This is a genomic window from Actinocorallia sp. API 0066, from assembly GCF_020991275.1.
GTDB lineage: Bacteria > Actinomycetota > Actinomycetes > Streptosporangiales > Streptosporangiaceae > Actinocorallia.
This window is the reverse complement of sequence record NZ_JAJLQY010000002.1, coordinates 394538-408719: the sequence shown is the minus strand read 5'-3', so window position 1 is coordinate 408719 and position 14182 is coordinate 394538. Positions and strand designations below refer to the sequence as shown.

The 14182-nt window shown below is 69.3% G+C and carries 11 protein-coding genes and 4 tRNA genes; 6 read left to right on the top strand and 9 right to left on the bottom strand.

What is annotated here, in order from left to right; all coding sequences use genetic code 11:
* Nucleotides 1–174: 174 nt before the first annotated feature.
* The 4 genes from LO762_RS06575 to LO762_RS06560 form a co-directional block, all read right to left on the bottom strand.
* Nucleotides 175–984, bottom strand: a complete 810-nt coding sequence (locus tag LO762_RS06575; protein WP_230613290.1) for a protein kinase — start codon at nucleotides 982–984, stop codon at nucleotides 175–177.
* A 106-nt stretch (nucleotides 985–1090) separates the two neighbouring features.
* Entirely contained in the window at nucleotides 1091–2515 is a 1425-nt protein-coding gene (gene murF, locus LO762_RS06570; RefSeq protein WP_230613289.1) for a UDP-N-acetylmuramoyl-tripeptide--D-alanyl-D-alanine ligase, read from the bottom strand.
* A gap of 178 nt (nucleotides 2516–2693) precedes the next feature.
* Nucleotides 2694–2765 (bottom strand) — tRNA-Val (locus LO762_RS06565).
* 91 nt (nucleotides 2766–2856) lie between these two features.
* Nucleotides 2857–3282: a PGPGW domain-containing protein gene (locus LO762_RS06560; RefSeq protein WP_230613288.1), complete on the bottom strand. Its 426-nt coding sequence runs from the start codon at nucleotides 3280–3282 to the stop codon at nucleotides 2857–2859.
* A 284-nt stretch (nucleotides 3283–3566) separates the two neighbouring features.
* On the opposite strand from LO762_RS06560, the gene LO762_RS06555 reads away from it, so the two are divergent.
* A complete protein-coding gene (locus LO762_RS06555; protein ID WP_230613287.1) occupies nucleotides 3567–3986 on the top strand; it encodes an SsgA family sporulation/cell division regulator in 420 nt (139 codons plus the stop codon).
* Nucleotides 3987–4083: 97 nt separating this feature from the next.
* Here the strand turns inward: LO762_RS06555 and sthA are convergent, their stop codons facing one another.
* The 3 genes from sthA to LO762_RS06540 all read right to left on the bottom strand — a co-directional run bounded on the left by sthA (nucleotide 4084) and on the right by LO762_RS06540 (nucleotide 7410).
* Nucleotides 4084–5487 carry a Si-specific NAD(P)(+) transhydrogenase gene (gene sthA / locus LO762_RS06550; protein WP_230613286.1) on the bottom strand — a complete coding sequence of 468 codons (1404 nt, stop codon included), beginning with the start codon at nucleotides 5485–5487 and terminating at the stop codon, nucleotides 4084–4086.
* A gap of 86 nt (nucleotides 5488–5573) precedes the next feature.
* Nucleotides 5574–6452: an aminotransferase class IV gene (locus LO762_RS06545; RefSeq protein WP_230613285.1), complete on the bottom strand. Its 879-nt coding sequence runs from the start codon at nucleotides 6450–6452 to the stop codon at nucleotides 5574–5576.
* Nucleotides 6436–7410 (bottom strand): chorismate-binding protein, encoded by a 975-nt coding sequence (locus LO762_RS06540; RefSeq protein ID WP_255684995.1) that lies wholly within the window; start codon nucleotides 7408–7410, stop codon nucleotides 6436–6438. Before LO762_RS06540 ends, LO762_RS06545 begins: the two co-directional genes overlap by 17 nt.
* A gap of 124 nt (nucleotides 7411–7534) precedes the next feature.
* Here LO762_RS06540 and LO762_RS06535 point away from each other — a divergent pair.
* From LO762_RS06535 to LO762_RS06515, 5 genes are all read left to right on the top strand, one after another.
* Nucleotides 7535–7606 (top strand) — tRNA-Gly (locus tag LO762_RS06535).
* Nucleotides 7607–7631: 25 nt separating this feature from the next.
* Nucleotides 7632–7702, top strand: a tRNA-Cys gene (locus LO762_RS06530).
* Nucleotides 7703–7712: 10 nt separating this feature from the next.
* Nucleotides 7713–7784 (top strand) — tRNA-Val (locus tag LO762_RS06525).
* A gap of 363 nt (nucleotides 7785–8147) precedes the next feature.
* The gene (locus tag LO762_RS06520) at nucleotides 8148–8744 is read left to right on the top strand and encodes a TetR/AcrR family transcriptional regulator (protein WP_230613283.1); all 597 of its coding nucleotides are present in this window, start codon (nucleotides 8148–8150) and stop codon (nucleotides 8742–8744) included.
* Nucleotides 8745–8825: 81 nt separating this feature from the next.
* The gene (locus LO762_RS06515; protein ID WP_230613282.1) at nucleotides 8826–11315 is read left to right on the top strand and encodes an AMP-binding protein; all 2490 of its coding nucleotides are present in this window, start codon (nucleotides 8826–8828) and stop codon (nucleotides 11313–11315) included.
* Between the two features lie 205 nt (nucleotides 11316–11520).
* On the opposite strand, the gene LO762_RS06510 is transcribed toward LO762_RS06515, so the two are convergent.
* Nucleotides 11521–11907, bottom strand: a complete 387-nt coding sequence (locus LO762_RS06510; protein WP_230613281.1) for a roadblock/LC7 domain-containing protein — start codon at nucleotides 11905–11907, stop codon at nucleotides 11521–11523.
* A complete protein-coding gene (locus LO762_RS06505) occupies nucleotides 11904–14132 on the bottom strand; it encodes an ATP-binding protein (protein WP_230613280.1) in 2229 nt (742 codons plus the stop codon). Before LO762_RS06505 ends, LO762_RS06510 begins: the two co-directional genes overlap by 4 nt.
* Nucleotides 14133–14182: the final 50 nt, after the last annotated feature.

Here is a 14182-nt window from a genome sequence, read left to right as displayed (position 1 = left end):
AACGGCGTTAGCCGATACCCCCAAACATAAGCTAACACCGTTAGCCTGTCCAGACCCACACCCACATCACCACGTGCGCCAACCACACAAACCAGACAGCCACCCACGCTTGACCTGGGCGAACAGCCCCCCACAGCCCCGGCGCATCGAGCGCCGGGGCTTTCTTCTTTCTTCCTACTTTTCTGTCTGGCGGATGCCTCGGTGTTCGGCCCAGGTTTGCGCGTCGGTGAGGATCACCTTGAGCCAGTCTTCCTCGGGGGCTCGCTTGCTGGATCTGGTGTAGAGGCGGATGGTGGCGGTGATGAAGGCGTCGATGGCTTTGGGGTCGGCGTGCTGCCAGGCGGTGCAGCCGCTTGCGATGTCTTCTGCTTCGGCTGGGGTGAAGTGGTAGCCGAGGAGTTGGATGATGAGCATGCAGGGGTCGATGACCGCGGCGCCGATGGTGGGCCAGGACCAGTCGATAGCCCAGGTGCGGCCTTGCGCGTAGAGCAGGTTTGAGGCGTGGATGTCGGTGTAGAGGAGGGTTTCGCCCTGGAGGAGAGTTGTGTCCTCATTGTCGGTGATGTAGCGGTTCCAGCGGGTTTCCTGCCAGTCCTGGGCGATGTCGGGTAGCGGCAGGGCGCTGATGCGGTTGAGGGTGTCCACGATCAGGGGGAGGTCGTGTGAGCCGGGCTTGAAGTCCAGGCTGCGGAAGCCCTCCAGGACTTCGAAGCCGAGGACGAGCCAGTCCTCGTGCTCGGTCTGCCACAGGACCGGGGGTGAGAACTCCAGCACGTAAGGGTTGATCGCGGCCTCTCGGAGCAGGCGTGCGCGGCGCCTTTCGTCGCCGCGCACGCCCTTGACGAAGAACCGTCCCGCCCGGCCTTCGACGATCTTCGTGATGTCGGAGGAGCGGCCGCGCTCTGTCGGCTCCGTGACCGATTCCACGGTGCCGGTGTGTGGGGTGATCGCGGCGACGAGGCCCGCCGGGAGTTCCGGGTTCATGGTGTTCCCAGGTGGTCAGCGTTGGGCGGGTGGTCGCTCAGGGGCCGGGCGTGGCTGTGCCGTCCGGGGAGATCGCCGCCCGGCCGGGCCTGCGGGTGAGTGCCACCTACCGTTGGTGACATGCTCTTCCGGCGGCCCCGTGCCGTTCAGCCTGAAGAGCCGCGGCGGTCCGGTCGGCCAGTTTGTCCAGGTGGGCGGTGTGGCTGGCCTTGAACAGGACGACGTCGCCCTTGCTGAGGTTGGCCTTGGTGAGCAGGGTTGCGGCGTCTTGGGGGGTTGGGGCGTGGTCCACGCGGGTGTGGCCCTTGGCTTTGTGGGCCAGGGCGGCGGCCATGTGGCCGCCGACCACGATCAGGTGGTCCAGGCCGGTGTTGGCGGCGATCTTGCCGACTTGGCGGTGTTCCTCTTCGGCGAGGTCTCCCAGTTCGGCCATCTCGCCCAGGACGGCGATGTGTCGGCGGGCCGTCATCGCGGCGAGGGTGGTGAGTGCGGCGTGCATGGAGTCGGTGTTGGCGTTGAAGGCGTCGTTGATGATGGTGACGCCGTCTGGGCGGGTGGTGGTTTGCATCCGTCCTGCCGACAGGCGTTCGGCGGCCTGAAGCCGTTCGGCGATGTCCGTGAGCCCGATGCCCAGGGAGTGCGCCACGGCAGCCGCCGCTGCGGCGTTCGCCGCTGAGTGGGCCCCGTGCAGCCGCAGCCTCAGTCGTTCCTCCTGCCCGTCGATCGCCAGGACGAACGAGGGCCGGCCCTCTCGATCGAGCTGGATGTCGAAGGCCCGTGCCTGGGCGTCTGTGCTGTTGGTGCTCCACCAGAGGATGTCGGCGTCGGTGCGGTGGGCCATCGGCGCGACGTGCGGGTCGTCGGCGTTCAGCACCGCGACCCCGTCCCGGCTGAGGGACTCCACTAGTTCGCCCTTGGCTTGTGCGATCTGCCGCTGCCCGTCCGGATACTCGCCGGCGTGCGCCGTGCCCACGTTGATGACGGCTCCAACGTGGGGTCGGGCGATGCCGCACAGGTATTCCAGGTGCCCGATCCCACGGGCGCCCATCTCCAGGACGAGGTGTTGTGTGTCGGTGTCGGCGCGCAGCACCGTGAGGGGAAAGCCGATCTCGTTGTTGAACGACCGCGCCGTCGCCACGACCGGCCCCGCGGGCTCCAGAAGCTGGAAGAGGAGGTCCTTGGTGCTCGTCTTCCCCGACGACCCGGTGATCCCCACGACCTTCGCGCCGAGCCGCCCCGCGACCTCCCGAGCAAGGCTCCCCAGCGCCATCTGAACGTCCTTGACCAGGACGACGGCCCCGTCATCGACCTCCACAGGCCGGGAGACCAGCGCGAGCGAAGCGCCCCTGTCGAAAGCGGCCCGCACGAAGTCGTGCCCGTCCGCCTGGTCCCCGACGAACGCGGCGAACGCCGACCCCGCCACGACCTCACGCGAGTCGATCACCACCGGCTTCCGGACCACGACGTCCACACCGCAGAGCACCGTTCCGCCGACCGCCGAAGCGATCTCGCCTACCGTCATCGGGACCATGACCAGCAGCGTAGCCCCGGAACCTGAGCGTCGAGGATGAACCGACTCGCCCTCGTGAGCTTCTCGACATCGAGGTGGCCTGACGATGGCTCCCCGATTGGCTCCTGACAGGCGTCAGACAGCACAAGAGGCTCCCGGGACTTCTCCCGAAAGCCTCTCTGACCTGCTGTTCTCTAGGTGGGCGATACTGGGTTCGAACCAGTGACCTCTTCGGTGTGAACGAAGCGCTCTCCCACTGAGCTAATCGCCCCGGTTTGTTGTCGGGCGGGGCCCGGCGACGGGGTTAAGAGTAGCGTGTTTGGGGGGTGGTTCGCACATTGGTTGTGGCGGGCCGCGCAGGGTCAGGTGGTGTTGATGCGGCTCCAGTCGGCGCGCCAGGGGAGTTCGGGGCCTACGACGTAGAGGTAGGCGACGAGGGCGGCGGCGACTAGGAGGCCGGCGAGGATGGCCAGGGCCAGGTTGCGGCGGCGGGTGCGGGGGTCCAGGGCCTTCTCTTTGGCGCGTTCCGCTGCGGCCTTGGCCTTGCCCAGGGCGCGTTGGGCCCAGACGAACTCGGTGGCGAGGATCGCGAAGCCGACGACGATGGCGAGGATGCCCGGACCCGGCAGGACCATCATGAGCACGCCCGCGACCAGCACGGTGGCGCCGACGGTGAAAACACCGATGCGCCATGTCGTGTAGAGCAGGGGGTTCGAGCGCATCACTGCCCGGATTCGGTCGAGGCGGCCCCCGCTGCCCTGGAGATCTTTTTCCTGGTCAATCGCCACGGTTTCACCCTACGTGAAAGGTCTCTCCGACGACGGCCGAAACGCCCGTCCCCAACAGCCGGAACCTTACCGGACAGCCAGGCTTCCGGGCCCACCGGTAAGGGGTTTTCCGCAGCTCAGCGCCGGGTCCGTGACCTTGGGTAAAGGGTCTCTCGTGGCCGGAGGCTGGGAATGTTCTGACGTGTTCTCGCAGTTACGCGTCATAGATCAGGGGGACACCCGTCTGAGGAGGCGCAGTCCTCACCGAAGCTCGACGAAGCCGGGCCCGACGCGAAGGAATGGCGATGAACAGCAGCACCACCGTCTCCGCGGAGCTGGGTCTTCGACTCGTCGTGCCAGACCGGTCGACCGTGCCCCTGCTGGCCACGCTGGAGTACGCGGCGGACGATCCGTACGCGATCCGGATGTCGTTCCACGTCGGCAACGACGATCCCGTCGAGTGGATCTTCGCGCGGGAGCTGCTGACCGTAGGGATCGAGCGGCGCGCCGGAGACGGCGACGTGCAGGTCTGGCCCGCGGGTCCGGAGAACGACAGGACGCTGCATCTGGCGCTGTCCTCTCCGTTTGGAAACGCCCTTTTCGACGTGCCTTTGACGCCGATGGCGGACTTCCTCCACAAGACGTACGACATCGTGGCCGCAGGCCGGGAATCGGAGTTCGTGGACATGGACGCCGAGCTGGAACATCTGCTCTGGTCGTCCTGAGCACCCCGGAGAACCCCTCACACAGACCGTGGAGCCCCGCGCCGGCCGTCACCACACCCGGCTCGCGCGGGGCTCCGCGCACGTCTCAGCGGCCCTCTCAGACCTCCGCGGTGAGCCGGGCGATGGCGCGCATCTTGTTCATCGCGTCGAGCGCGGCGACCTTGTAGGACTCGGCGAGCGTCGGGTAGTTGAAAACGGTGTTCACGAGGTAGTCGACGGTTCCGCCGCAGCCCATCACCGTCTGGCCGATGTGCACCAGCTCGGTGGCTCCCGTGCCGAAGACGTGGACGCCGAGGAGTTTGCGCGTCTCGGGCGAGACGAGCAGTTTGAGCATGCCGTAGGAGTCGCCGATGATCTGGCCGCGCGCCAGCTCCCGGTAGCGCGAGATGCCCACCTCGAACGGGACGCGCTCGCGGGTGAGGTCGTCCTCGGTGCGTCCCACGAAGCTGATCTCCGGGACGGTGTAGATGCCGATCGGCTGGAGCTCGTGCATGTCCGCGACGGGCTCGCCGCAGGCGTGCTGGGCGGCTAGGCGGCCCTGCTCCATGGACGTCGCAGCCAGGGCCGGGAAGCCGATGACGTCGCCTACGGCGTAGATGTGCGGGACCTCGGTCCGGTAGTGCTCGTCCACCTCGATCCTGCCGCGCCCGTCGGCGGACAGTCCCGCGGCGTCGAGGCAGAGTTCGGCGGTCTTGCCCTGGCGGCCCGCGGAGTACATGACGCAGTCGGCGGGGAGCTTCTTGCCGCTCTCCAACACGGTGATCGCGCCGCGCGGACGGCGTTCGACGGCCGCGACACTCTCCCCGAACCGGAACGTGACCGCCAGATCGCGCAGATGGTACTTGAGCGCCTCAACGATCTCCAGATCGCAGAATTCGAGCATCCGCTCACGCCGCTCGACCACGGTGACCTTGGTGCCGAGCGCGGCGAACATGGAGGCGTACTCGATGCCTATGACGCCCGCTCCGACGACGACGAGGGTCTCGGGAACCCTGTCGAGGTGGAGGATCGCGTCGGAGTCGATCACCGTGCGGTCGTCGAACTCGACGCTGTCGGGACGCGCGGGCGACGTCCCGGTGGCGATGACGATCCTCTCGGCTGTGATCTTCTTCTCTTCGGCGCCGGAGACGCCGACGGTGTGCGAGTCGAGGAAGCGGCCTGTGCCCTCGAACATCTGTACGCGGTTGCGGCTGAGTTGGCTACGGATCACCTGGATCTCACGGCCTATCACGTGCTGGGTGCGCATGCCCAGGTCGGCGACGGTGATCTCGTCCTTGACGCGGTAGCTCTGCCCGTAGAGCTCGCGCTGGTTCAGGCCGGTGAGGTAGAGGACGGCTTCACGGAGGGTTTTGGAGGGAATCGTGCCGGTGTTGATGCAGACGCCGCCGAGCATGTGACGTTTCTCGACGACGGCGGCTCTCTTGCCGAGCTTCGCGGCGGCGATGGCGGCCTTCTGGCCGCCCGGTCCTGATCCGAGCACGAGGAGGTCGAAGTCGTACACGGCCTCCAGTCTGAACCGCGGGAGCCCCCCGAATAAGTCCTTTCATGTAACAAGGCTCACACCGCGGAAGAATTTCCCTTTACGGCTCAGGGGTCGACGTTTTCGGCCGACCGGATCGTGAACTCCGCCGCGATCGCCCGGGTGACGTCGCCGACGGGCAGCTCACGGCCGTCTATCCAGGTGATCGGCTGGATGTCCCTCGTGGTGGACGTGAGGAACGCCTCCTGCACCGTGCCGAGGAGCTCGTAAGGCACGTCGGCTTCTACGGCGTCCGTCCACTCCAGTGCGAGCGCGCGTGTGACGCCCGCGAGGCAGCCGCTCTCCAGGGTGGGCGTCAAAGCACGGCCGTCCACTACGACGAAGATGTTCGAGCCGGTGCCCTCGCACAGGTTCCCCGCGAGATTCCCGAAGACGGCCTCGTCAGCGCCCGCCTCCGCCGCCTTGGCGAGCGCGATGACGTTGTCGGCGTAGGACGTCGTCTTCAGGCCCGCCAGGGGGCCGCGCTCGTTACGGGGCCACGGAACCGTCGCTATCCGCGACGTGGGCGCGAACGGCTTCTGCTCGCCCGCTATGACGATCGTGGTGGGCCCTTCCTCACCGCGCACGGAACCGAGCGGCCCCGGGCCACCCGTGTAGGTGATGCGTAGACGACCCAGCTCCCACGGGTCGTGTTCGATTCGGCCCGAGGGCGGCCGCTTCGCAACCCCGACTTCGTCGGGAGCGGCCACCCCCGGGTCGGCCTGCGCGAGGATCTCTTCGATGCCCTTGCGGAGGAAGCCCTCGTCGGGCTCAGGGAGGCCCAACCCACGGGCCGAGAAGGCGAGCCGCCTCAGGTGGCGGGTGAGCGCGAACGGGACGCCCCGGACGAGCTTGATCGTCTCGAAGACGCCGTCGCCCACGGTGATCCCGTGGTCGACCACGCTCACGGTGTCCCGCCCGAGGACGCCGTCAGTCCAGACCAGCACCCGCCACCTCCAGTAGCCGTTCGGCCTTCAGTTCCGTCTCCTGCCATTCTCTCGCGGGATCCGAGCCCCAGGTGATGCCCGCCCCCGTGCCGAACCTGACCTGGCCCTCCTCGATCCAGAACGTCCTGATCCCGACGGCCAGCTCGGCGACGCCCCGGTCGGCGTCCACCCAGCCGACCGCGCCGCAGTACGGGCCGCGCGCGACGGGCTCCAGCCGCTCGATCAGCTCCAGGGCCGACGACTTGGGCGCGCCCGTCACGGAGCCCGGAGGGAACGTCGCCGCGAGGATCTCAGGCCATCCGGCGGACGTGCGCGCGCGGACCGTCGACACAAGGTGGACCAGCCCGGGGTGGTGCTCCACCGCGCACAGGGAGGGCACCTCGACGCTGCCGGTCTCGGCGACCCGGCCCAGGTCGTTGCGGACAAGATCGACGATCATGACGTTCTCGGCGTGGTCCTTCGGGAGGAGGTCGGCCTCGGTACGGCCGGTGCCTTTGATCGGCCCCGACGTGATCACGTCGCCGGCACGGGCGAGGTACAGCTCTGGGCTGGCGCAAGCGATCTCGGCACCTGGGATCTTCAACGTCATCCCGTAGGGGGCCGGATGCGCTTCCGTCAGGCGCCTTCCGAGGCCCGTGATGCCGTCGTGGGCGGGCGCCGAAAGGACACGGCACAGATTCGCCTGGTAGACGATGCCGTCCGCGATCGCCGCCCTGATCTCCGACACCCCGCGCTCGTAAGCGGACCGATCCAAGGAAGACGTCCAAGGGCCGGGCGCACGCCACGGGCCGTCCGGATGAGGCGCGGGACGGACATCGTCAAAGCGGGCACACGTCACTTTGCCCTCATAGGTGACGGCAACGGCCCACCAGCCGCGCCCGTCCAGCACGGCAGGATCGGAGGAGACCTCGGCAAGGCCCGTGGCCAGCCTGCCCCCCACATGGGCGAACGCATCCATACCCCTAGTTTCCCGCCCGCAACCGGCAGCTCGCATCCCCGTCCCGCCGCTCCGGTTTGGCACTCGGCCGGAGAGTTGGCTATGGTTTTCCACGTCGCCACGGTCCGCAAGGCCGGGCGGACACGCGGAAGTGGCTCAGTGGTAGAGCATCACCTTGCCAAGGTGAGGGTCGCGGGTTCGAATCCCGTCTTCCGCTCGGAGAGGCCCACACGGCCGATCACGGTGGAGTGGCCGAGAGGCGAGGCAACGGCCTGCAAAGCCGTGTACACGGGTTCAAATCCCGTCTCCACCTCGCAGATCCCGGACGATTAGCTCAGCGGGAGAGCGCTTCCCTGACACGGAAGAGGTCACTGGTTCAATCCCAGTATCGTCCACGAGCCGGCCTTCGTTGGTCGCCTTTCGCTTCGCTCAAGGCTCCCCGAAGGCCGCTATCGTCTATCGGGGGGACGACCCCCCGAGCCCCCCGATGTGGGGGCTTCGCCCCCACGCCCCCGGTTTCCGGTCTGGGGGCTTTTCTGCATTTCACGGATGAGTTGGGCCGCTCCTGTGGGGTTCCTTGGGCCGTTGCGCTGACGCGGCCTCTCCGGTGAGGGGATCCGGTCGGAAGCAGAAGGGTTCGCTGACCCGTCCGGTTTTACTCCGTTCTGGTTCTGGTTTTGGGTTCGGTTTGGCTGTTGGGTTGGGGGTGGGGAGGGGCGGTTATGATGCTGAGAGGTCCTCAGGTTAGGGGGAGCTGGGTGGGTGAGGGTGCGGAGCCGTATATCGCGCAGCGGCCCAAGCGGGCTGACGGGCGGCGGAACTACGACGCGATCCTGGCCGCGGCGCGCAAGGCGTTCGAGAGCGACGGGGCCGACGCGTCGTTGGAGGACGTGGCCGGGCAGGCCCAAGTAGCCATCGGGACGCTCTACCGGCACTTCCCCACGCGGGCGACGCTGGTGGAGGCGGCGACGCGGGACGGGCTGGCGGCGCTCGTCGAGGCGGCCGAGCGGCTGGGCACCGAACGGGAGCCGCTGGAGGCGCTGACGGGCTGGATGGAGCTCGCCGTCGGGCATTTCAGTACGTTCCGTGGCCTTGTCGGCATCCTGACGCAGAGCATGTACGACGAGGGCACGCCGTCACACGCGATGTGCGCGGCCATGCACGGGGCCGGTGAGCGGCTCCTGACGCGCGCCCAGGACGCCGGACGCGTCACCCCGGACCTCACCGCCGAGGAACTCTTCGACCTCCTCAGCGGCGCCGCCTGGGCCCGCGAGAACGCCACACCGGGCCACGACGGCAGTGTCCGCTTCCTCCACCACATCCTGCACGGCATCGCCCTGCCCCACGCACCCTGACGCGCGCGACCCAGGCCGGGCGAACCCAATGATCCGCCCAGCCGTATTCTGGTGAAGGTTAGCCTTACCTATGCTGGTGGCGTGTCTCCCCCCGCCTCAAGCACAAAGCAGCCGCGTTTCCCCGACGCGCTGGCGAATCACGCGGACCGGACGGCCGTCGTCCACCGGGACGGCGTCCTGAACTACCGGGAGCTCGCCGAACGCGTCGCGGACGCCGCGGCGCGGCTGGGCGCCGAACGCCGGCTCGTCCTGCTCCCCTGCGCCCACACCGTGGACGCGCTCGTCGTCTACCTCGCCGCGCTGTCGGCCGGGCACCCCCTGCTGCTCGTCCCCGAACGCGCCTCCGCCCAACGTTCGCTCATCGCCGCCTACGACCCCGACGTCGTCGCCGAGCCCGACGGCTCGCTGACGGAGCGGCGCGCCCTGTCCGCGCACACGCTGCACCCGGAGCTGGCGCTGCTGCTCAGCACGTCCGGCTCCACCGGGTCGCCCAAGCTCGTCCGGCTCTCCCGCGACAACCTCCAGGCCAACGCCGAGTCCATCGCCGCCTACCTCGACATCCGCCCCGATGACCGTGCCGCGACGACCCTGCCTATGTCGTACTGCTACGGCCTGTCCGTCATCAACAGCCACCTCCTGTGCGGGGCCGGGCTCATCCTGACCGACCTGTCCGTCGGCGACCCGCTCTTCTGGGACGTCTTCCGTGACGCGCAGGGCACCTCCCTGTCCGGCGTGCCTTACACGTTCGACCTTCTGGACCGCGTGGGCTTCGCCGACCTACGCCTGCCGCACCTGCGCTACCTCACCCAGGCGGGCGGAAGGATGCCCGCCGAGCAGGTCGTCAGGTACGCCGAACTGGGACGCCGCGAAGGCTGGGATCTCTTCGTCATGTACGGGCAGACGGAGGCGACCGCGCGAATGGCCTACCTGCCACCGGACCTCGCTACGACGCATCCGGAAGCGGTCGGCCTACCCGTGCCCGGCGGCGCCTTCCGGCTGGATCCTGTGCCCGACGTGCCTACGCCCGACGTCGGAGAGCTCGTCTACACCGGGCCCAACGTGATGCTCGGATACGCCGAGGGCCCCGCCGACCTCGCGCTCGGCCGCACCGTGACCGAGCTGCGCACCGGCGACCTCGCCCGGCGCGCCCCCGACGGGCTGTACGAGGTGGTGGGGCGGCGCGGCGGGTTCCTCAAGCTCTACGGGCTGCGGATCGACCCGCGGCGCGTCGAGGACCTCCTGGCCCGGCACGGCCGCACCGCGTGCTGCACGGGCGACGAGGACGACAACACGCTCGTCGTCGCGGTGGCCGGGACTCCGGCGCCGGAGGCCGACCCGCTCCGGCGGCTCGTCGCCGCGGAGTACGGGTTGCCCGTCCGGGCGGTCCATGTGCACGTCCTCGCTGAGCTGCCCCGCCTTGCGTCGGGCAAGCCCGACCTGTCAGCCGTGCGCGCGCTTCCGCGTCCGGCCTACGCGGAGGACGAGACGCCGGACAGGCTCGTCGCCCTGTACCGGCGCGTCCTCGGGCGGGACGACGTCACGGAAGACAGCAGCTTCGTCTCCCTGGGCGGCGACTCCCTCTCCTACGTCGAGATGTCTCTCGCGCTGGAGAACGAACTCGGCCATCTGCCGCGCGAATGGCATCTCCTACCGCTGCGCGACCTGCGCGCGTCGGTACCGCGCACCGGCTGGCGGGCGCGCTGGCACAGCCTGGAGACGGGCGTCCTGCTCCGCGCCGTCGCGATCGTCCTCATCGTCGGATCACACATCCCGCTCTTCACGGTGCGGGGCGGCGCGCACGTGCTGCTCGCCGTCGCGGGCTTCAACCTCGCCCGCTTCCACCTGACGTCGGCGACGCTGCGCGAACGCCGCCGTCACCTGTGGGGCAGCGCGCTGCGGATCGCCGTGCCGAGCGCCCTGTGGATCGCGCTCGCGGCGCTGCTCACCGACGGGTACCACCTGTTCCAGGCGCTGCTGCTGCACAGCCTCCTGGGCCGCGACAGCAACTACTGGTTCGTCGAGGTCATCGTCTACATCCTGCTGGCGCTCACCGTGCTCGCCCGCGTCCCCGCGCTCGACCGCGCCGAACGACGGTTCCCCTTCGCCGCTCCCCTGGTGCTGCTCGGGGCCGGGCTGGTGCTCCGCTACGACGTCCTGGAGGTGCGGACTCTCCTGCACCTGCCCAACGCGATCGTCGCCTTCTGGATGTTCCCCCTGGGCTGGGCCGCCGCCCGCGCCGACACAACGACCAAGAGGCTCCTGCTCACCTTCGCCGCCCTCCTAACCGTGCCCGGATACTTCGGCCCCGACGAGCTGGTACGCGAGACCGTCATCATCACCGGCCTTACCCTCCTCATCTGGGCCCGCAGCCTCCTGGTCCCCCGCCCCCTGGACCGCCTGGCGGGCCTCCTGGCCGCCTCCACCCTGTACATCTACCTGACCCACTGGCAGGTCTATCCCCTGCTCGCCGACTACTCCCCGCTCCTGGCCCTGGCCGCTTCCCTCATCACAGGAGTCGCTCTCGCCACGACCATCACGCGCCTCACCCGCCGTCCCCCGAACCACCCCTGACCGCACCCGTCGCTCACCCGGACGGGCTGTGGAAAACCGTTCGCCCTCCGGCGTTCGGGCGGGCTAGCGTGTGGGTGGGATCCCCGCTCTGTCGGGCCTGTCATGGCGGGAGCGGGGATCTCCAGCGCGTGGTGCGGATCGGGGTCACCGGGCAAAGCCCGCGTGCGGACGGGCCGTTGTGTAGGTCTTAGGCGGATGGGTGGGGTCAGGTGCCGGTTCGGGCGGCGGCGGTGAGGTGGCGGCTGACCCGTTTGATGAGCAGCGCCATCTCGTAGGCGACCTGGGCGGCCTGGGCGCCGGCGTCGCTGAGGACGGCGAGGCAGGTGCCGGTACCGGCGGGGAGGACAAAAAAGAGGCGGTCGTCGAGTTCGATGACGGCCTGGTTCACGCGTTCGGCCGAGTAGTGCTCGGCGGCGCCGCGGGCCAGGCTGTGGAAGCCCGAGGAGAGGGCCGCGAGGAACTGGGCGTCCTCGGGCGCGAGGTTGCGCGACGCGGCCATGACGAGGCCGTCCCGGGAGAGCAGCAGCGCGTGGTGCACGGGGACGACCCGGTCCACCAGGTCGTCGAGCAGCCAGTTCAGGTCGCTGGTCATGGTCTCTCCCGTTCGTCGGTCGGTGCGTCGGGCTGCTCGTCACGGCCCATCGTCCAGCCGTACTGGAGCGAGGACATGAGGGCGCGGCTCGACTCGGGATCGGGCTCTTCGAAGTAGTCGTCCTCGGGCGCCTGCGACGGCACGGGGGTGCGCAGCTGCGGGGCCATGCTCTGCTGCCTGCGGCGGCGTGGGAGCCGTCCGCCCTGCTCGGGCGGGAGGTCGGGTTCGAAGCGGTGGTCGGCGGCGCGCGGCGGCGCGGTCAGCTGCGGCTGGGGCCGCTCGGGCGCGGCGGCGAGGGCGGGCGCCGGGGCCGCCGTCGCGCGGTACGGGGCCGCGTCCACCTGGCGCCGGGGCTGCGTGTCCTGCACGATCAGGCCCGTCGGGATGAGCACGACGGCGGTGGTGCCGCCGTAGGCGGACGGCTGGAGCGACACCCTGATGCCGTGCCGTGCCGCGAGCCGCCCGACGACGAACAGGCCGAGCCGGTCGGAGTCGGCGAGGTCGAATTCGGGTGGTTCGGCGAGCCTGCGGTTGAGTTCGGCGAGCTGGTCGGGGTAGAGGCCGAGGCCGCGGTCGATGACCTCGACGGCGAGGCCGTTCGCGACGGTCTCGGCTTTGACGACCACCTCCGTGCCGGGCGGCGAGAACACCGTCGCGTTCTCGATGAGCTCGGCCAGCAGGTGGATGACGTCCGCGACGACACCGCCCGTGATCGCCGACGACCGGGCGACGACGGGTTCGACACGCGTGTAGTCCTCGACCTCGCCGATGGCGGCGCGGACGATGTCCTCGATCGGTACGGGGTGGTCGAAAGCGCGCACGGTCGGCTCCCCGGACAGGATCACCAGACCCTCGGCGTGCCGCCGCATCCGGGTCGTCAGGTGGTCGAGCTTGAACAGGTCGTCGAGTTCCTCGGGGCTGGAGGCGCGCCGCTCCATCATGTCGAGCAGTTGGAGCTGACGCTGGAGCAGGCCCTGGCTGCGCCACGACAGGTTCACGAACACCTTGCCGATGCTCTGCCGCAGCTTCGCCTCGCCGATCGCGACCTCGACCGCGGTGTGCTGGACCGTCCCGAACGCCTCCGCGACCGACACGACCTCCTGCGTCCTCGGCGTGCCCGGCAGGCGCGCTTCGGCGACGGACCTGTCGATGTTCTCGCCGCGCCGCAGCCGGGCGACGACGTCGGGCAGCCGCTCGTCGGCCAGGGTGTGCGCCGCCTTCTCCAGGCCCCGCAGGTCGGCCGTCATGCTCCGGGCGAACCTGACCGACAGCAGCAGCGACGCGATGACCGCGAGCAGGCCGATGCCGCCCGCCGCCCAGAAGCGGACCATGATCTGCCGGCCGATCGGCTCGACCTCGGCGTTGAGCAGCGCGCTGACCTCACCGATGTTGAGGTACCACGCCTGCGAGGCGACGCCGACCGTCTGCTGCCACTCGGCGACCGTCGGGCCGCCCTTCACGTTGACGCCGCCGATGACGATCTTCTGTTCCAGCTCGGTCAGGCTCGCGTACTCGGGCGACCGGGCGAACTCGTCGGCCTTGGCGCGCATCGGGCCGTCCAGGGAGGTCACGCCGAGCCGGAAGAACTTCCCACGGCTGTCGGCCCATCCGCTGAACGCCTGGCGCTGGACGGAGTCGAGCCGCCCGTTCTGCGGCAGGCTCTCCAGCAGCGACGTCTGCCGGAGCATGAGGTCGAAGGAGCTGAGCTGGTCCAGGACGGCGTTGCTGTTGCGGTAGACGTCGATGTCGTCGATGCTCACCATGACGCCGAGCAGCTGGAGCACGGTGTCCACGATGCTGCTGTAGCCGATGATGATCTCGATCTCGCTGGTCTGGCCGACGCCGAGGCGCAGCGTGGACAGCACGACGAGCGAGTCGTCCAGTGCGCGGGCACGGGTCTTGGTGACCTCGTCCATCGCGTCCTGGGTGTCGGGCGCGAACGCCTTGGCGCGGAAGGCGGCGACCATCGTGTCGGTGTAGGCGCTCTTCTCGGTGAAGTCCGGCCCGTTGACGGCGGCGGCGGCGCGTTCGCTCTGGATCGCCTCGACGACCTTGGAGGCGGGGTCGCCCAGGTTGTCGTACTGGGTCTGGAAGTCGAACCTTCGCAGGGCGTCGTTCAGCGTCGTCGTCGCGGCGAAGGCGTACAGCACGATCAGCGAGAAGAGGGGAAGGACCAGCACCAGGGCGAGCCGTCCGCTGACCGGAAGGACCCGCGGTCTGCGCACGCCTTTCCCGGCGCGCACGGGCTTGGCGGGCTTCCCGCCTCTGGCCGATG